The sequence below is a fragment of the Bradyrhizobium sp. CW1 genome, assembly GCF_023100665.1.
Classification (GTDB): Bacteria; Pseudomonadota; Alphaproteobacteria; order Rhizobiales; family Xanthobacteraceae; genus Bradyrhizobium; species Bradyrhizobium canariense_D.
In genome coordinates this window covers 7407838-7426435 of the sequence record NZ_CP064684.1, presented here as the reverse complement: position 1 = coordinate 7426435, position 18598 = coordinate 7407838, and the positions used below count along the sequence as shown (strand labels likewise).

Below are 18598 nucleotides of genomic sequence, written 5' to 3'. Positions count from 1 at the left end.
GATCGCTTCAGCCGTGGCCATCACGCATTTCACGCCACAGCTCATCGGACGCGGCGATGGCCGCAGCGCCGTGCTGGCCGCTGCCTACCGGCATTGCGCGAGGATGTCCACCTGATGACGACGCTGCGGCCTCTCACCGAGGACGGATTCGGGCCGAAGCGGGTCGCAGTCGTCGGAGAAGACGGGCAGCCGCTGCGCATGAAATCCGGCAAGATCGCCTACCGGCTTTGGGCCGGCGAGAAGCAGGAGTTCCTCGAGCAGCGCAACGGTTCGCTCGACCTGCAGAATCAGCACCTAGCTCTGCATGGTCACGAGATTCGCGTCGATGGCCGCTCCTACGCCGAGCGCGGCATCGACGTCGTGCCGACCACCCATATCGGCGTCGCGGCCAAGGCCATCCAGCGCCGGGCGGAGCGCGAGGGATTGGAGAAGGAAGCGGGCATCCAATCCCGCACGCTCGCCTCCTGGGAGTTACGCTGGAAGAGAGGCCGCAATGGCCTCAATGATAGGACGGTTTTTGTCCTCGACGAGGCCGGCATGGTCGCTTCGCGGCAGATGGCGCTGTTCATCGAAACAGCATCAAAGGCGGGAGCGAAGATCGTCCTGGTCGGCGATCCCGAGCAGCTCCAGCCGATCGAAGCGGGGGCGGCGTTTCGCGCGATCGTCGAACGTATCGGCTATGCCGAGCTCGAGACGATCTATCGCCAGGGCCAGCAATGGATGCGCGACGCCTCACTCGATCTTGCCCGTGGCCGGACGGCGCCGGCCCTATCCGCCTATCGCGATCATGGACGTCTGTTCGGCTCGGAGTTGAAGGCGCAGGCGATCGACAATCTGATCGCTGATTGGAACCGCGACTACGATCCATCGAAGTCAACTTTGATCCTCGCGCATTTGCGCCGCGACTTCCGCGCGCTGAACGAGATGGCGCGCGCCAAGCTCGTCGAGCGCGGTCTCGTCGCACAGGGACATGCGTTCCGGACGGAGGACGGCCAGCGCCGGTTTGCGCCGGGCGACCAGATCGTCTTCCTGAAGAACGAGGGCTCGCTCGGCGTCAAGAACGGCATGATCGGCAAGGTCGTGGAAGCAGAGCCTAAGCGCTGGTCGCCGAGATTGGAGAGGGCGAGGGCCGCCGCCGCGTCGAGGTCGATCAGCGCTTCTATCGCAATGTCGACCACGGCTACGCGACGACGGTGCATAAGGCGCAGGGCGACCGTCGACCGGGTCAAGGTGCTGGCAACGCTGTCCCTGGATAAGCACCTGACCTATGTCGCGCTGACCCGCCATCGCGAGGATGTGGCGCTGTATTATGGCCGGCGTTCGTTCCAGAAGGCCGGGGGCCTGATCCCGATCCTGTCTCAGCGCAGGGCGAAGGAAACGACCCTCGATTACGAACGCGGCAGCCTCTACCGCGATGCGCTTCGCTTCGCCGCAAACCGCGGACTGCACATCGTTCGGGTGGCGCGCACGCTCATGAGCGACCGCCTGCGCTGGACGGTTCGCCAGAAGCAGCGCCTCACCGAAGTCGGCCGTCGGCTGCGTGCGCTCGGTGCAAAACTCGGCCTCGTCGATGGCCGTAAACCCATCATCAACACCGCACATAAGGAGGCAAAGCCCATGGTCACTGGGGTGACGACATTCCCCAAAATCTCTCATCGACACCGTCGAGGACAGAATCCTGGCGGACCCCGCCATCAAGAAGCAGTGGGAGGATGTCTCCACCCGCTTCCGCCTCGTCTTTGCCGATCCCCAGCGGGCGTTCAGGGCGACGAACTTCGACGCCATGCTGAAGGATCCGGCCGTTGCGAGCACGACGCTCGCGTGCATCGCCGCAACCCCGGAATTATTCGGCGCGCTGCGTGGAAAAAGCGGTCTGATGGCCGGCAAGGCGGACAAGGAGGAACGCCAGCGCGCAGACGCCAATGTGCCGGCGCTCCGGCGCGACATCGAGCGCTACTTACGTCTTCGCGCCGAGGCCGAGCACAAGCACGAAGCCGAGGAACGCGCGATCCGGCATCGTGTGGCCATTGACATCCCCGCTTTGTCGCGCGACGCGCGTCGCGTGCTCGAGCGCGTGCGCGATGCCATCGAACGCAACGACCTGCCGAGCGCGCTTGAGTTCGCGCTCGAGGACCGGATGGTGGAGGCGGATATCGACGGTTTTAGCAAGGCCGTCGCAGAGCGCTTTGGCGATCGTACATTCCTGCCGAACGCCGCTAAAGAGCCCAACGGGCAGATCTTCGAGAAGGCGGCTGCCGACATGGATCCGGCGCGGCGCGAGCAGCTGAAAGAAGCATGGCCCGCCATGCGTGCGGCACAGCAGCTCGCAGCGGGGGAGCGCACCGCGCAGGCCCTCAAGCAGGCCGAAGCGCAGCGCCTGATCCAGAGCCAGGGACAGACCCTGAAATGAGCAGTCGGCGCTCCCCCTTGGCGATCCTGGTGGCTGGCGCCGGGCTCGTCGCCGCCGTGGCTGGCGCCGGCTGGGGCGCCGGACTGCGCATCAACATGACGTCGAGCTATCTACGCGGCCTGTGGCGGATCGAGAGGCTGGATCGGGCAGCCGCCGTCGGCGATCTCGTCTTCATCTGTCCGCCCGACACAGCCGAGTTCGAACGGGCATTCGCGCAGCTACATTCGGCGCGGACTTTGCGCCGGGGGCTTAAGCCCACTCATCAAGACCGTCGCTGCCGTCGGCGGCCAACAGGTCGATGTGGCCGAGCAGGTCTCGATCGATGGCCGTCGGTTCCCGATTCCAATGTCCGGCATACCGATGCCGTCGGCCGTCCTTTCTTAGCCTTTGCCGGGGGCGTCATTCCCGCCGGCGAGCTCTATCTCCACTCCGATTTCGCAGGCTCCTATGATTCCCGCTACTTCGGCCCGCTCCCGTCATCGGGCGTTCTCGGCCTTGCCCGGCCCGTCTTCACCTTCGGTCGGTAACGCCTGGCGCGCCGTGGCGATGGTCGTTGCCGCGGCCGCGGTCGGGACTCCTGCCTGGTGCGGACACGCGCTCGCCCTGCCGCTCGCCTGCGCCTTGGCCCGGTGACGATCCCGGCGAACGCCTACTACGGACCGCAGACCGCACGCGGGATCGCAAATTTCCCGATCTCAGGTATTCCGATCAATCACTTTCCCATTTTATTAAGGGCTAGCGTTCGTGAAGACGGCTGCGGCAAGGGCAAATGCGCGTCTTGGAGATCTCCAGCAAGATAAGGCCGACGTAATCTGCGAGGTCTGCAGCGAAATAGCGCGAGGAGTGCTGTGGAGAGAATTTCCGCTCGACGTTTTCCAGGGAGGAGCGGGAACGTCGACCAATATGAACATCAACGAGGTGATTGCGAACCGTGCCCTTGAGATGATGGGCTTGCCGCGCGGGCGATACGACGTCGTGCACCCCAACAACGACGTTAATCTGTCTCAGCCCACAAATGACGTCTGTCCGACGGCAATCCGGCTCTCGATCCTGTTATCCCATGGGCAGCTACAGGCGGCGCTCGAACGCCTCGCGATTGCCTTCGAGGAAAAGGCGGCGTCTTTCAGCGAAGTGATAAAGCTCGGCCGAACGCAATTGCAGGATGCTGTCCCCATGACGCTGGGACAGGAATTCCAAGCCTTCGCGACGACACTTCGCGAGGATGTCGCTCGGCTCGGAGAGATCGCCGCATTCTTCCAGGAGATCAATCTTGGAGGCACAGCGATCGGTACCGGCATCAATACCAACTCCGACTATCAGGCGCTGGCGGTATCGGTGCTTTGCAAGATCTCGGGTCTCCCGCTCGTGGCCGCCGGCAACCTGATCGAAGCATGTTGAGATACCGGAGCCTTCGTTTTGCTCTCGGGGATGCTCAAGCGAACCGCCACTAAGTTGTCAAAGATCTGAAACGACCTAAGAATACTTTCTAGTGGACCGCGGCGAGGACTAAATTAAATCGATCTACCGCCGCTTCAGCCGGGCTCATCAATCATGCCTTGCAAGGTCGATCCGGTGGTGCCGGAAGTCGTCAATCAGGTTGCATTCCAGATCATCGGCTACGACCTAACAATCACGCTTGCTGCCGAAGCAGGGCAGCTCCAATTGAACGTCATGGAGCCCGTGATTGCGTACAATATTCTTCACTCTCTCGAGCTACTGACGAATGCGATCGAGGTGCTGCGCACGAAGTGCGTCAGCGGGATGGGCAGCGTTCTATAAGTTCACCGACTTCAACCTCAACAACAGACGCAGAAACAGGCCCTCGCGGCCTGATATCAGAAAATCGGAGCGGCGAGACTTCCAACTAAGAAGGCGGCGCCAGTGGTCCTGCTCCCGGGGTCCACTTGGCTGGCTGGCTGAATATTCATTTTCTGTCATTTTCCAACAGCCGCTTTGGCCTCACCAAAATTTGCCCTCAACGGATAAAGCATTCGGGTCACTCGAAAAGACGTCCTTTGAAGATGGTGGTGACGAGCACGCCATTTTCTGTCGTTATCCCAAATATTCTTGGTCCCGCTGAGAGCCGAACTTATTTTTCTTTTAGCATTTCGCTTATAAAAAAAGCCATTACTCTCTTTCGCTTGCCCAAAACGGCACGCAACTTTTTGCGAGGCTTGAAAGGCCTCAGCGGTCATCTATTTAAAACCTCATAATTCTTGCCATCCCACAACCACTTCTTTCATCGCAAACAGAATCAAATATCTCGTTTCAGGATGCCGGAACGTTACACATGGAAGTTCACCAGCCATAATGTGACCAGCAACCTTAGACGCGCTCTTGAGAACGCCAGGATAAATTATGAAGGCCTAGAGAATGAAGCCAATGTTACGCTTGAATTCTATTATGGGAATGAGGCTGACGCTCAAACGACCGTGTCCGGTCGACGTTTTTTCGGAACTTGGGTCAAAGGCGGTCGCCCATTTGCTACGGAGGAGGGGGGGCGCGAGTGGTTCATCGCTGTCAAGAGCGCCCCGGACCTGACCGGTGAGATCGAGGTGGTAGCATGGGGGCGTGGGAAAAAGGAATGATCGAAGTCGCCGTATATTGGCCTGGGCGCTTATTGTGGTGTTGTGGGTATTGTTTTGTATGTTTTTGTTTGCCCCTTTAGGGTCTTAAAGCTGTATTTGGCGGCCCGTCATAGCGACGGGTTCTCTGTAATAGTCTCTTTGAAAATAAGTCGAGGCCACTTAATAAAATGATCGTTTGTGTTTGATTATTGCCGTGGTGCTTTTAATGCGAGTTTTTGTGCCAGGGATCGTCTCAAAACACGCACAAGGTATGAGAATTGAAAAACGACTATGTTGAAATAGCTATTAGCGCATTAGAGAAAAAATATAAATTGGATAAAGTAAGATTGTATCCGGTTTCTGTTGAAAAAGGCGGCTGTTGCGACGCAGAGGGATCAGTGATTCAGTCTGTCTAGTTGGCAGGACTGAAGATCATGATGGGGCATCGGCAAGTCGAACAGTCTGCGTTGTTCTATGAGTTCTCGCTCGAAAGGCATATTCCCACCGACCACTTGCTCCGGTCGATCGATAGATTTGTCGACCTTGAAAAGATCAGGCAGGAGCTGGCACCTTTCTACAGCAGTATCGGTCGACCTTCGATCGATCCCGAGCTGATGATCCGGATGCTGCTGATCGGTTACTGCTTCGGCATCCGATCGGAACGGCGCTTATGCGATGAGGTTCATCTCAATTTGGCCTATCGGTGGTTCTGCCGGCTCGGTCTGGATGGGGCGGTGCCGGATCACTCGACATTCTCCAAGAACAGGCATGGCCGCTTCCGGCAGAGCGACCTTTTCCGTCGCGTATTCGAGAGCGTGTTGGGCCGCTGCATCGAGGAGCGACTGGTCGGCGGCGAAGGATTTGCCGTTGACGCGAGCCTAATCAAGGCCGATGCCAATCGGCAGAAGGGGATCGAAGGCGGCAAGGGACTTCCCCCGGAGGCTGCCGGCCGAGCGATCGATGAGTATCTGGCTCTCCTCGATGATGCCGCTTTCGGAGCTGCGACCGAGGTCACGCCGAAGTTCGTGTCGCCCTCCGACCCGGCGGCACGCTGGACGGGGGCGCATGGTGGCCAAGCCTTCTTCGCCTACTCGACGAACTACCTGATCGACGTCGAGAACGCGATCATCGTCGATGTCGAGGCGACGACGGCAATCCGGCAGGCGGAGGTGTTGGCCGCCAAACGCATGATTGAGCGCTCGCTCAAACGGTTCGATCTCTATCCGAACCGGCTCCTCGGTGACAGCGGCTACGGCTCGGCCGAGATGCTTGCCTGGCTGGTCTATGAGCACGGCATCGAGCCGCACGTTACAGTCTTCGACAAGTCCGCCCGCACAGACGGTATCTTCTCGCGCGATGACTTCACCTATGACCATGCCGGGGACGTCTACCGTTGTCCCAGCGGTAAAGTTCTTACCACGACCGGAACGCTGGTGAATGATGGCGCCACCATGCTTTACCTCGCCAGCAAGCATGATTGTGATCGCTGCGCATTCAAGTCCCGGTGTTGCCCTAAGCAGCCTTCACGGAGGGGGCCGCGCTCGATCTATGAGGGCGCTCGCGACATGGCGCGCCAGATCGCAAGATCTTTGGAGGGCCGCACTTCGCGTCGGCTTCCGCAAGAAGATCGAGATGCTGTTCGCGCACCTCAAGCGCATTCTCAAGCTCGACCGCCTCCGACTGAGGGGCCCGAACGGCGCGCGGAACGAGTTCACCCTCGCAGCCACCGCTCAGAACCTTCGTAAGATGGCCAAGCTGATCCCGATGCAAATCCCCAGGTCCGCATAGCGGAGAACCCAGGCGCTAGCATTACAGTTGCTTTTGTTGCGGGCTTCTGAATCCATGGGCAACCATGATTCGAATGTCGTGGGCGCGGGCCGCGTCGGTTGAGGCGACGCTTGCGTTGTGGGCGGCGTCGCTTCGAGAGATCAAGCAACGGATACGTCCGTTGTTCACGCAAGAGCGTGTTGCGACGAATGCAGGTCTGTTCCTGGAAGGTCTGCTCGGAGATGAGCAGCGCAAGACCGGTTGGATGCGCGCGGAGGCGGCTGGCGATCCCGGCCCATGGCGGCAGCAGGCGATTCTGGGTCGTGGAGACTGGGACGCTGATGCCCTGCGCGATATCGTGCACGACTATGTCATCGAGCATTTGGCGGATGACGATGCGGTGCTCGTGATCGACGAGACCGGTTTTCTCAAACAGGGCAAAGCGTCATGCGGAGTGGCGCGGCAATACACTGGTTCGGCAGGAAAGATCACGAACTGCCAGATCGGCGTCTTCGCTGCCTACGTTTCGCGTCATGGCCATGCGTTCATCGATCGCGCGTTGTATCTTCCGAAGGAATGGACCGACGATCCAGATCGTCTGGAAGCCACATATGTGCCTGCCGATGTCGGCTTTGCGACCAAACCAAAGCTTGCGACGAGAATGATCGCACGCGCGATAGCCGGGTCTGTACCATTCAAGTGGGTTGCCGGTGATACCGTCTACGGTGTTGGCAACATCGAACAGCAACTACGTCGGGCAGGCAAAGGCTACGTGCTTGGGGTCAGCAGCGCTCATGTGTTTCGATCCTGGGGCAAGCGACCGCCGGTCGCCGGTACGGCTGCAGACCTCGCCCGGACGCGGCGCTCATCCGACTGGAAGCGCCTGTCGGCGGGAGCCGGAACCAAAGGACCGCGGCTGCACGATTGGTGTTATCTCGAATTGGCGGATCTCGAGGCCGAGCAGTCCAACAGTGCAAATGACGGTTTGTGGACACGCGGTCTACTGATCCGTCGTCGCATTGCCGATGATGACCTCGCCTTCTTCACCACCTGGTGCCCAGCGGGAACAGCCATTGAAACGCTGGTCGCGGTCGAAGGCCATCGATGGGCGATCGAGGACAGCTTTGAAACGGCGAAAAACGAGTTCGGGCTCGATCACAACGAGAGCAGATCCTGGCATGGCTGGCACCGTCATGTGTCCTTGGTGATGCTCGCCTTCGCCATGATGGCCGCGATCCGACATCGCGCTAATCCGCCACCGCCCAAAAAAACGAAACGGCGCCCCCCGGCAAAAGCCAAAACATAACCACCCCACCACTGATCCGTTGGTCAATCCAGGAAATCCGCCGCATTGCTATCAGACTTGCGCGGAAGCGGATTCAACCCGCACACATCATCGCATGGTCCTTCTGGCGCAGAGCTCACCAGGCTGCCGCTCAACGCGCCCACTTCAAATCAAAAAAGCAACTGTAATGCTAGGCCGCTTCATAGCTGGCGCCAATACATCGGACCACTGCCGCCTTTTTCAACGAAATCATCCGGGAAAAATAATTCGCTAGAGTAATTATAGTAAAAATAGTTATTCATGAAATTGAACGACTTCGGGGGTCCGAGGCGGTGCCGAAGTCGGTCGCTTTTAGTCGACCGTTAAGAAGCCGGATTGAGCTGAGCTGGACAGTTGAGAGCGCGCCAAAGCAAGACCAGCAACAGGCGCAAAAGTTCTCTGAACCAGGCGAGGATGCGGCGAGAGTTGTGGCCGACGGCTGAGAGGACGACGTTGGCGGCGTCGCCGGCGCGGCCTTTGAGATAGCACCGGCCAAGCTGTCCCTCGTGACCTGCCACCGAAATTTAATCCAGTAGCATTTAGAGTCCTGTTGGGTTTGTAGCGAGACCGAACTTTGGACCACCCAGAACTAGAGTTTTGCGCCTCTGTCACGTTGGCGGGCTGGTTGCGCCGACGTGGTTGTGCAGCAAAATCGGCGGTCGATTGCCGATCGCGCCGTGGGGCCGTTCTTCGTTATAGTATCTGCGCCAAGTCTCCACTTTTTCTTGGGCGTCCGCAAGGCTGAGGAACCAGTGCGTGTTGAGGCACTCGGCGCGGAAGCGGCCGTTGAAGGCTTCGATGAATGCGTTGTCGGTTGGCTTGTCGGGCCTGGAGAAGTCCAGCGTGACACCGCGTTGGTAGGCCCATAGGTCAAGATCGCGCGACACGAACTCGCTGCCTTGATCGACCCGGATCGTCGCCGGGAATCCCACTTCCTTGCAGGCCCTTTCCAGTATCGCCACGACGTCGCTGCCGCGGAAGCTGAACTGTGGCTGCAGCACCGGTGAGAAGCGGGAGAAGATATCGACGATCGTGAGCACGCGCAGCTTGTGTCCGCTCGCCAACTGATCGTGGACGAAGTCCATCGCCCAGGTCTCGTTGGCGCGCGTCGCTGGCCTGCGGTCATCGCGCAGCTTGGCCTTGACCCTTCGCTTCGGCGATTTATTGCGCAATTGCAGGCCCAATTCGCGATAGATGCGGCGGGTCTTGTTCTGGCCGTGACGCCATCCCTCGCGGCGGAGCAGGACGTGGACGCGGCGATTGCCGTAGCGAACGCGAACATGGCAGATCTCCTTGATCCGTGCTTCGAGGGCGGCCTGGCCGGAGCGGCGAGATTTGTAGTGGTAGGTTGATCGGTCGAACTCGAGGGCCTCACAAGCCTTGCGGATCGAGACCTGCCAATCACCACAAACCTCATCGACGAGCTTGCGCTTCCGACCAGGCTTCATAGCTTTCGGCGGATCACGTCCTGCAGCATCTCCTTGTCGAGCGACAGATCGGCCACCAGCTTCTTCAGCTTGGCGTTCTCGTCCTCGAGCTGCTTCAACCGGCGCATCTCGGTCGGCAGCAGTCCGTCGTACTTTTTCTTCCAGTTGAAATAGGTCGCCTGGCTGATCCCGGCCTTTGCGCGAGGTGGCCGAAGAACCGGAGCCTGGTGCTATCGAACGCCGCCTGAAGGCGCTCTAGGAATAGCCGACGATACAATCGTGAGAAGACGCGTGTAGCGCGTCGATCTGGGTCGGAAGGCGCGGCAATCTGGATGACGAGTCAGTGTCGCGGCGAGTTGATGATCGCCGCGCAGATTGTCGTGCGCAAGAGTTTTGTTGAAGTCTGATTGTCGCGGAGCGTCAATCAGCGACGGTTTTGATTGTCGCGTGCGAGGGCGGCCGTCCTGGACCGCGTTTTCGCTCGAGCGCGGTGCGCCTGCGATAGCTCTCGACATTCATCTCAACGATGGTGGCGTGGTGAACGAGACGATCGATGGCGGCCAGCGTCATGGCGGGGTCCGGGAAGACCTTGTTCCATTCACCGAAGGGCTGATTGGCGGTAATCAGCATGGAGCGGCGCTCGTAGCGTGCGCTGATGAGTTCGAACAGCACGCTAGTCTCGGCCTGGTCTTTGGTGACGTAGGCAAGATCGTCGAGGATCAGGAGATCGAAGCGATCAAGGCGGTTGATGGCGGCCTCGAGATTGAGCTCGCGGCGAGCCAGCTGGAGCTTTTGCACGAGATCGGTGGTGCGGGTGAAGAGGACGCGCCATCCGTTCTCGATGAGGGCCAGGCCGATAGCTGCCGCCAAGTGGCTCTTGCCGCCGCCGGGCGGACCGAACAGGAGCAAATTGGCGCCTTTGCCCAGTCAGCTGTCACCGGCGCATCCACCTGCGCCTTTGAGATCATCGGCACGGCCTCGAAGTCGAAGCTGTCGAAGATCTTCCCGGTTGGCAGCCTCGCCTCGACGAGATGGCGCTCGGTGCGCCGGCGACCGCGTTCGGCGATCTCGTGCTCGGCGATGGTCGGGAGGAAGCGGCCGGCCGGCCAGCCTTCCTTGTCGGACTGTTCGGCAAATTGCGCCCACAGCACCTTGATGGCAGGCAGCTGGAGCTCGTTGAGCAACAGATTGAGGCGCGCGGCATCAACGGTGTTCGTCACGCTCATGCGGCACCTCCGGTCTCGGCGGTACCGATGAGGCATTCGTAGGTCGCAAGCGGTACGAGCTGCACCACGACGTTGGGCAGGTTGCCGGGGTCTGGGGCGAAGTGAGCACGCAGCCGGTTGAGGTCGGGCAGTCGGCCGGCGTCGAGGTCGGCGGTGAGTTGATCGGCAAGTTCGGCTTCGCAGCCGCGGTCATGAGCGAGCGCGAGGAGATCAACCATGATCCGGCAGGCCTTCTTGTCCGGCAAGCGCTCGCGCAATCGGTCGAAGGCTCTCCGATAGCCTTCGCGCGGGAACAACCTGTCCCGATAGACCAGATTGAGAAGCGCCATTGGCTTGCGCCGCAGGGAATGGATCACGTGCCGATAATCGACGACCTGATCGTACTTGCCATTGGGATGCGGTCGTCCGCGCGGCAAGGTAAGGAGGTGCGTGCCGCCGACGAACACGTCGAGGTGATCGTCGTAGAGCCGCGCCCGCACGAGCGGCGCCAGAAGGAGGTGTTCGCTCATGTGGCGCCTCCGTCGAGGAAAGCGCGTTCAGCCGCGATGGTGAGTAGATCCGACGAACCGGTGAGGTAGTAGGCCCGCCGCCATTTGCCTACTGTCCCCGCTCCTGGCCTAGCTTGTCCGCCACTTCCTTGTTTTGACCGCCTTCCGCGCAGGTCAGCACGATCCGGGCTCTCAGAGCTAGCGCCTGTGCCGTCTTCCGGCGCATCGCCACCGACTAAAGTCTGGCACGCTCATCATCGCTCAATATCAGGGGCGCAAGTCGCTGGGCCGCCATCAGATCCTGCGTCGCTGTTGCTGCCGCGGTCTCTGGCGCAGGGACGCGACCGAGTGAGACCGCGACTTCGCCCGAGCAACGAGTACCACACTCCGGTTTGGGGAAGTCTGGACAATCGGAAGCTCGAGAAAAGCAACGAGTGGAAGACACGGAGCTAAGCGATTTGGGGGACGCTGAATCCGACCTTATGCTCTGATGCGCACTGTCCGTCAACTCCTGCACCTGCACCAAATGTGCGGAAGAACCCATGAACGTCGCCTAATGGACCACCGAGCAGAAGATCTCAAGCACCGCTAGCGGAGAAAACCGTCTAGGCGTCGCATCGAACTCAATGATGCAAGGAGCGAGGCGGCTCGAGAAGGCGCCGGATGAAATGAAGGGCCTGCTCTCGGGCTTCGTCGAACAGGCGGAAAGGCTCCGCGAAGAGAGGCCCGTCGACTTGATGGCGGCAATGAAGACATTGCTGTCAGGCTTCCTTCCCAGTTGTCGGCGCGATATTCCAGGCAGAGATTTCCGCCGGCGCCATATTGATGGCTCGACAACCGACTTCCATCGCGCGGGACGACGATGGGTGGCGCGTTGGGGTGAAATTCCGCGTAGGTCATCGTGAGCGGAACGCTCCGGCCGTCGTGGTCGATCTCGAAATCGACGGCAAGTGCGGCGCCGTCCGATAAATACCAGCGCAAATTCTTGAGCCAGCTCACGCGCTCGGCCAGCTCGGCGACGCTCTGGCGCTCGGATCTGGCCCGTCCCGGGTTTTCGAGCCACCAGATCATCCCGCGCCGCCGAACCCCTGCGGCTTCGTTGGAACGCGGCTCTTGTCGGGAAAGGACAGACCTGCACTGGCCGGCGCCACCGATGCGGTTTTCAGCAGCGCAGGGCGAGCCGGTGGCTGGCGGCGGCGGGCTGCGCGGTCGGCCAGCGAGCCGCCGACGCCGCGGCCCACGGTTTCGGTGATGAGTTTCCTATCGTTCGAACGCGCGGCTTGAGCAAATTCCGTCCTGGCCTTCTGCAGCCACTCGAAAAACGGCTTGGCCCGCTCCGGATGCTCTGCCCATTTGTCGACAAAATTTTCCAAGGGGTCGGTCGGGTTAGCGCCGCAGCCGCTGCTCATCCAGTTCGGGCATCTCTTGGGAGATATCGTCCCGGTCACGGTCCATCAGCGGTATCGCGAGCCCGCGACCTGGCGCTGGCAGCCCAACCAAGCCGCGAAACCTTCCGCGTTGAGGAGTATTCGGGGCCAGCAGCCGCAAGCGTTGCGCTCAAGCTGGCGCTAAGCGCGACAGTGACGGATGATCGAATTCGCGCCGTGCTTGGTGATGATACTGCTATCTGGTCCTTGACGGCGGAAAACCCGCATAACGACATTATACGGCGGCCCGAGGATCTCGTGGAGTTCAAGCGTCATCTTCGGCGTCTGTTCGATCGGATCAAGGCGGTTCACGGCGAACAGGCCACCATCAACGTTTTTCCGGCACTCCCAACGTCAGCGGCAGTTGAGGTCGGAAGAGTGCTGATGCCGAAAGCCGATCTACCGCTGCATATTTATGACCAAAACCGGTCCGTCGGCGGCTTCATCCCGACCTTGAAAATTGGCGAGTAGCGGCAGGCGGACCGCCGCATGGTTGGCTGTACTCCTCGGCCTGCCAGCGCCGGAAAGAATGCTGCGCTTTGCTTTGAGCGCTGAAACCGAAGCTGAGAAGCTGAAGCGATCGTGTCCGAATCTGATGATCTCGATGCGATGCGATGGCAATTCAATGTTTTCTCGCCGACCAAGGGTTACCCGATCCCTGTGACGAGCGTTGTCGCAGGATGCGACATTCCAACTCTCGTCCACTCCTGCGGCTCGAAGAGGTTGAAGATCATAGACCAGATTTTCGGTCATCAGCAGGAGATCGCCGCGCGCGGTGCGCGCAGGGCTCGCACCTGTCTCCAGATCGGCGCGAATGAAATCCATTTGGCGATCCGCGTCGTCTGTGTCGAATGCGTCGCCTGACGCAGCATTCAACGTCGCAGATAACCGACTTGTTTGTCCCAGTCGAAGAGCAAGCACGTAGCGGCCGTTATCGGCAAATGCTTCCACGTCCAATTCATTGAGAATGGCGTCTATTCGACTCGTAACCGTTGCGGCGTCAAGAATGCGATTGCGTTCCGGTTGGAACAGCAATCAAATCAGATCTATTTCTGATGACCGAAGATCGAGCCTGGTCCGTCCCTCGACGAACTGGATCTCCTCTTGCTCCAGCGTACTTGCATCAAGTCCGACCAAGTCGGTCACAACCTGGCCAAGGGCTCGCCAGTCATCCAAGAAGGAGAATATGACTGACCCCACTGGGCGGCTCTTTGCGATAATCCGCAAGGGCGTCTTATTGATCTCGGCCACGCGCAAACAGAATTCAAATCCGCCGAGGCGGAAGTCCGGCTTGGTCGCGGCTCCGGCGGAGTAGACCGCTCGGCTATCGATCCTTCCATGGACCAGCCCCTGGCCGTGGACCGCGCCCAGGGCTTCCCCTAATCGGCGAACGTTCTTCCAGAGCAGTGCGCGTTGGCGCGCCCCTTGCAGGTTTCGGAGCCAATGATCAGGACGGACGAACCTCGCAGCATGTTCGAGCGGAGCTACATCGCCCGGCATGGCGATATAAAACGCGTCGTCGCTTTCGCCCGAAGCCGTCACCTCGACGACAACCTCGTCCGCGCGGGGGAAAGCGCGCACCCGCTCGCTTTGGCGCATTTCGTGACGCCAAAGCTCTCTGAAGTCCGCGTCGACGGCGGTCCCTGTCTTCACCCAGTATTTGAGAACCACCGGGTCGCCAGTCCGACGATCGGCAGCACGTATCACTCCTGATTTCAGGGCAGCCGTATTAGGCGATGACAAAAAGCTCTCATCGAGCTGGAACCGCTGCTCGAGGGTATCCAACTGTCGTTTGCCGCGTGCCGGATCCATCAATCTACCGCCGTTTGAACGCAAACGTCGATGTGGAGCTTGCGCGCTATTAGAATCGGCCGACCGTAGATCTAACACGATTCCTATTTCCTGTTTTATTCGCAACCGGAAAACGGCTGGTGCGCTGGATGACCCCAGGATTCTCGCTCCTCTACATCCGGGTGTCAGCTGACGCCACGCGGCCTAATGCCGATCCAACTCCACGCCGGCAACGAGCGTTATCGCCGACTGGATCACCATGGCCCTTTGGAGTTCAGGAAATAGGTTTCGGGCTCGAAATATCCAAACAAAAACAGCGCCTTGTGGTCTTATTCGTGGATCGGGTTCTTGCGCCGCCGGTCTGATCAGGCGCCGCCGCTAAATTTGCTGAAGTTAACGGTGAGTGAACAGGTCTGAATCATGATGTCTTGCCGGCGTCGCGTCCTCGCTGGTTTCGAAGTTCGGTCAGAAACACGGTGCCGATATCGACGGCTCGCTGGGCGCTTTCCGCGTCGACATCTAGACCATGAGCCGCTTGATTCATGACGCGTACAGCGTCAAGGAGCGGGGTAGTGCTTTTAGGCGCGAGGCCGCGGCGATGCAGCTCGCCCAACATGTTGCCGAGCCCAGCGGGTGGTCTGACGGCAATGCCGTTCTCGCGCATGATGCGCTCGATCTCGATCCGAAGCTTAACGATTGACATGAGTGGAAACTCGCGCGCGAACTCCTCTACCGTCGGCAAATCCCGCGCAAGCTGCGGTGGAAGTGCGGGCGAGAGTTTGTGTTGGGCTACACCCATCGGCTTGCTGGTGTCGCGCAGCGCGTATTCTACAATCACCTTGTTACGCGCCTTACAGAGGATGATGCCGATCGTCGGCTGGTCATCCTTGTGTCGCAATTGGTCGTCGACAGCAGAGAGATAGAAATTCATCTTGCCTGCGAATTCGGGCTTGAAGTCCTCGATCTTTAATTCGATCACCACAAAGCAGCGCAGCCGCAGATGATAGAAGAGTAGGTCGAGGTAGTAGTCCTGGTCGCCCACCTCGAGATGATACTGGCTGCCGACAAAGGCGAACCCCTTGCCGAGTTCGAGAATCAGCGAACGCAGGTGTTCTATCAGCCCGCGTTCGAGGTCTCGCTCCAGCATTTCGGGGCCAAGTGAAAGAAAGTCGAAGCTGTAGGGATCCTTGAGGATCTCTTTAGCGAGCTCGGACCGCTCCGCCGGTAGAGTCCGCGAGAAGTTGGTAAGTGCGCTGCCTTGACGGGCGAACAGGTCACGATCGATCTGATTGATGAGGACGTTGCGGCTCCATCCGTGTTCGATGGCCTGTCGCGCGTACCAAGCACGTTGCTTCGGCGCCTTGACGGCATCTAGAAGGCGGACGTTATGGCCCCAAGGCAAAAGTGCAACAACCTGTTGCACAAATCCGCCATCCGGCCACGCCTCCGCCAAAGCGCGCATATATTTCAGGTTCCGGGCCGAAAGCCCGGTCATCTCAGGAAATGCGCGGCCAAGATCGTCAGCAAGGCGATCGATGATCTTGGCGCCCCATCCCTCCCTTTCCTGGCGCGCGAGAATATCACGTCCAATGTTCCAGTAGAGCAGGATCAGCTCACGGTTCACCGAAAGACCGGCACGGTGCCGCGCCTCCGCGATCTTCCTTTTAAGGTCACTAACGAACGCCGAATAGCTTCGCGTGTCAATTTCACTCGTCGGTTTGGCGCCTTTTCGGACTTTAAGGGATTTGGGAGGGCGCTTGATCATGCGGCCACCTTCAAGCGCTTCTTTGCCAGCATGGCGCGCACGAACTTGTTCCACTTTGCCATTCCCGCGCGCTTCTCGGGCATGTAATGCCAGCGATCATAGTTCTTGGAGCTGACGTCCTGGAGCGCATGATTTTGCAGGCGGTCTCGAATCTCTTTGGACACGCCGGCCTTGCCGGCCAACGTCTTGAAGGTTCGCCGGAGGTCCCGATTCGTTGCATAGGGGATCACGCCGCGGTCCCGTTGACGCCAAACGAAGCTATAGAGAGTACCGTGGCTCACGGGCTTGGATGGGTCCTTCGCTGAGGGAAAGAACCACCCGTACTTATTCGGCTTGATCGACCCAATCAGTTCGGCGGCGATCGACGGCACTGGAACGGCGTGCGGCTGAAGGTTCTTGGTCTTGGACCAATCGATGATTTTCTCCGGCGCATCCCATTGATCGACATGCAGGCGCGCGATTTCCTCGACGCGTTGACCGGTCAGCATGATGAGCTGCACAGCGCGGGGATAGGAAGGATGAACCGGCGTATCGGGGCATTCCAGCCAGCGATAGAGTTGCACGAACTCTTCCTCGTCGAGCCAGCGCGTGCCCTGAACCTTGGGTTCGGTCGGAATTTCCGAGGCCGGATTGAATGGGATACGGAACCGGCGCGGGGATGTGTTCCGATAATCGTTGTCGGATTTCATCCCCCAACTATAGGCCGCGTGGATGTTACATCGCACGTGATCGGCCATCGAGCGGGCGCCACGCTCGTAGATCGGCCGGATAAGTTCGACGATCTCTTCAGACTCGATCTCACGAGCCAGTCGGTTGCGCCCGAGCGTGCCAGCGATTTTGTTGAGGCCCTTCTCTGTCTCCTTCCAGGATGGTTTGCCGGCGCCCTTGAGCGACGCAACATAGCCCTCAAACAGATCAGCGATGGTACCGGGACGAGTATCCGTTGCAATCTTGATGCTGCGGCCTTTCTGGATCACATCGGCGTAGTCGCGCTTGAAGATATCGCGCGCCTGAGCCAAGGACGTCGACGGATAAGCGCCAAGCTTCTTTTTAGCGCGTTTGCCATCGCGCCATTGCTGCGCCATCCAGTCTGCGGTCACGCGCTTCGGCATCGGCTTGAGGACGAGGAGAAGTCGGCCGGTGCCGCGGCCTTCACCATCTGCGAGGTTTTCTTGTTTCCGGCTGAGTTCGACGCGCTTCAGCGCGTGTCGGATGGCGGTATCAGTCAGGCTTGGCATGGCGTTTCTTCTGTTCCGCAACTGGGATCGGTCGGGGAGAAACGGGGATCGTTTGCTGGGAGCGGAAGGCCGTTCGCTATCCCTCTAACGCTCCCAATTTGCCATAGCGGCCCCCAGTGCGCAATGTCGGGAATGCACTATTTTTATAGGTGTTTCAGAGGGATCGAGCGTGATCCAGCATGATCGAATAAGAGATAGTGGGGTGGTTGTGCACCATAACCGCGCCGAGCCGGCCGACGCCGCGCGCCAGAACTTTGAGGTTGCTGTCCTTCGAAATCGAAGCCGATACCCAGATCGGCTTCGCCACTGGCAACGGCGAGCTAGATCTCCGCTCCGGTATTGAACAGCGCCAGGTTGAGCTTGACCCTAGGATTGGCGGCGCCAAACTCCTTCACGTTGCTGGGAACGAGATTCGAGGCGAGGCCGCTTATCATCGCGACCGTGATCTCGCCCCGCCGCCGGCGCAACAGGATATGGATGCGACGATATCCGTAGCGCACGCGGATCTCGCAGATGCTTTTTGATCCTATGCTTGAGGTCGGCCTGGTCGCCGCGTTTCGACTTGTAGACGTACAGTGCACGATCGATACCTTCCAGTCGCTGCGCAACTTGTCGACAAGTTCGCGCTTGCGGCCAGGCCTCAGAGCTTTTTTGAGAGCACGTCCTGCAGCATGGCCTTGTCCAAAGACAGGTCGGCGACGATCCGCTTCAGCTTGGCGTTCTCTTCCTCGAGCTGACGCAGCCGCCTCATCTCGGACGGCATGAGTCCCGCATATTTCTTGCGCCAATCATAGAAGGTGGCGTCGCTGATCCCGGCCTTGCGGCAGACTTCGGCCACCGGCGCACCGTCTTCCGCCTGCTTCAAAACAAATGCGATTTGGGCCTCGCTGAACTTCGATGCTTCATGGAGCTCTCCTCGTCCCGACACGGGATCATAATTGGAAATTCCAGTTCAGACTGGCCTCATTTGGCGGGAGCAGGTCAACTGCACTTAGCAGGTGAGGTAAAGCTGAGCGCAATGCCGCGTGAGCAAGAGCGAATCATGGCGAGCGAAGCGGGCGCACGAGAGTCATCTGGCAGGAGCCAGATGGATGGCTGACAAGCGCTATCGACCACGTGCTGCATGGTGATGTCCATAGTCTAGACTGACGAAGGGCGTATGCGGCTT

General features: G+C 59.5%; 10 protein-coding genes and 10 pseudogenes. 7 read left to right on the top strand and 13 right to left on the bottom strand.

What is annotated here, in order from left to right; genetic code table 11:
- Positions 1–105 precede the first annotated feature (105 nt).
- From IVB54_RS35520 to IVB54_RS35510, 3 genes and pseudogenes are all read left to right on the top strand, one after another.
- Positions 106–2410 (top strand): annotated as a pseudogene (locus IVB54_RS35520) (AAA family ATPase); the annotation flags it as partial.
- Positions 2407–2937: a S26 family signal peptidase gene (locus IVB54_RS35515; protein ID WP_345947062.1), complete on the top strand. Its 531-nt coding sequence runs from the start codon at positions 2407–2409 to the stop codon at positions 2935–2937. The pseudogene IVB54_RS35520 and the gene IVB54_RS35515, both read left to right, overlap by 4 nt.
- A gap of 54 nt (positions 2938–2991) precedes the next feature.
- Positions 2992–4174: pseudogene (locus tag IVB54_RS35510) on the top strand (aspartate ammonia-lyase); the annotation flags it as partial.
- A 170-nt stretch (positions 4175–4344) separates the two neighbouring features.
- On the opposite strand, the gene IVB54_RS35505 reads toward IVB54_RS35510, so the two are convergent.
- The gene (locus IVB54_RS35505; protein WP_157643082.1) at positions 4345–4605 is read right to left on the bottom strand and encodes a hypothetical protein; all 261 of its coding nucleotides are present in this window, start codon (positions 4603–4605) and stop codon (positions 4345–4347) included.
- Between the two features lie 806 nt (positions 4606–5411).
- Here IVB54_RS35505 and IVB54_RS35500 point away from each other — a divergent pair.
- The 3 genes and pseudogenes from IVB54_RS35500 to IVB54_RS35490 form a co-directional block, all read left to right on the top strand.
- Positions 5412–6659 (top strand): annotated as a pseudogene (locus IVB54_RS35500) (IS1182 family transposase); the annotation flags it as partial.
- A pseudogene (locus tag IVB54_RS35495) lies at positions 6598–6765 on the top strand (transposase); the annotation flags it as partial. The pseudogenes IVB54_RS35500 and IVB54_RS35495, both read left to right, overlap by 62 nt.
- A 64-nt stretch (positions 6766–6829) precedes the next feature.
- On the top strand, positions 6830–8050 hold the full coding sequence (locus tag IVB54_RS35490; protein ID WP_247285483.1) for an IS701 family transposase: 1221 nt from the start codon (positions 6830–6832) through the stop codon (positions 8048–8050).
- Positions 8051–8391: 341 nt separating this feature from the next.
- Here IVB54_RS35490 and IVB54_RS35485 read toward each other — a convergent pair.
- From IVB54_RS35485 to IVB54_RS35460, 6 genes and pseudogenes are all read right to left on the bottom strand, one after another.
- Positions 8392–8574 (bottom strand): annotated as a pseudogene (locus tag IVB54_RS35485) (IS5/IS1182 family transposase); the annotation flags it as partial.
- A 102-nt stretch (positions 8575–8676) separates the two neighbouring features.
- Positions 8677–9692: pseudogene (locus IVB54_RS35480) on the bottom strand (IS3 family transposase); the annotation flags it as partial.
- A gap of 223 nt (positions 9693–9915) precedes the next feature.
- A pseudogene (istB, locus tag IVB54_RS35475) lies at positions 9916–10721 on the bottom strand (IS21-like element helper ATPase IstB).
- Positions 10718–11200: pseudogene (locus tag IVB54_RS35470) on the bottom strand (IS21 family transposase); the annotation flags it as partial. The pseudogenes istB and IVB54_RS35470, both read right to left, overlap by 4 nt.
- Positions 11201–11797: 597 nt before the next feature.
- A complete protein-coding gene (locus IVB54_RS35465) occupies positions 11798–12280 on the bottom strand; it encodes a hypothetical protein (RefSeq protein WP_083926538.1) in 483 nt (160 codons plus the stop codon).
- On the bottom strand, positions 12277–12618 hold the full coding sequence (locus IVB54_RS35460; RefSeq protein ID WP_018458968.1) for a hypothetical protein: 342 nt from the start codon (positions 12616–12618) through the stop codon (positions 12277–12279). Before IVB54_RS35460 ends, IVB54_RS35465 begins: the two co-directional genes overlap by 4 nt.
- On the opposite strand from IVB54_RS35460, the pseudogene IVB54_RS35450 reads away from it, so the two are divergent.
- Positions 12536–13107, top strand: a pseudogene (locus IVB54_RS35450) (SAVED domain-containing protein). The gene IVB54_RS35460 and the pseudogene IVB54_RS35450 overlap by 83 nt on opposite strands.
- Here IVB54_RS35450 and IVB54_RS35445 read toward each other — a convergent pair.
- The 6 genes and pseudogenes from IVB54_RS35445 to IVB54_RS35420 all read right to left on the bottom strand — a co-directional run.
- Positions 13036–13671 carry a hypothetical protein gene (locus IVB54_RS35445; RefSeq protein ID WP_247776956.1) on the bottom strand — a complete coding sequence of 212 codons (636 nt, stop codon included), beginning with the start codon at positions 13669–13671 and terminating at the stop codon, positions 13036–13038. The pseudogene IVB54_RS35450 and the gene IVB54_RS35445 overlap by 72 nt on opposite strands.
- Positions 13672–14448 (bottom strand): hypothetical protein, encoded by a 777-nt coding sequence (locus IVB54_RS35440; RefSeq protein ID WP_018458971.1) that lies wholly within the window; start codon positions 14446–14448, stop codon positions 13672–13674.
- Positions 14449–14845: 397 nt separating this feature from the next.
- The gene (locus IVB54_RS35435) at positions 14846–16246 is read right to left on the bottom strand and encodes a PDDEXK nuclease domain-containing protein (protein ID WP_247294119.1); all 1401 of its coding nucleotides are present in this window, start codon (positions 16244–16246) and stop codon (positions 14846–14848) included.
- On the bottom strand, positions 16189–17430 hold the full coding sequence (locus IVB54_RS35430) for a site-specific integrase (protein ID WP_018458973.1): 1242 nt from the start codon (positions 17428–17430) through the stop codon (positions 16189–16191). The genes IVB54_RS35435 and IVB54_RS35430 overlap by 58 nt, the downstream gene beginning before the upstream one ends.
- 320 nt (positions 17431–17750) lie before the next feature.
- Positions 17751–17930 (bottom strand): hypothetical protein, encoded by a 180-nt coding sequence (locus IVB54_RS35425; protein ID WP_018458975.1) that lies wholly within the window; start codon positions 17928–17930, stop codon positions 17751–17753.
- 114 nt (positions 17931–18044) lie between these two features.
- Positions 18045–18358, bottom strand: a pseudogene (locus IVB54_RS35420) (transposase); the annotation flags it as partial.
- Positions 18359–18598: the final 240 nt, after the last annotated feature.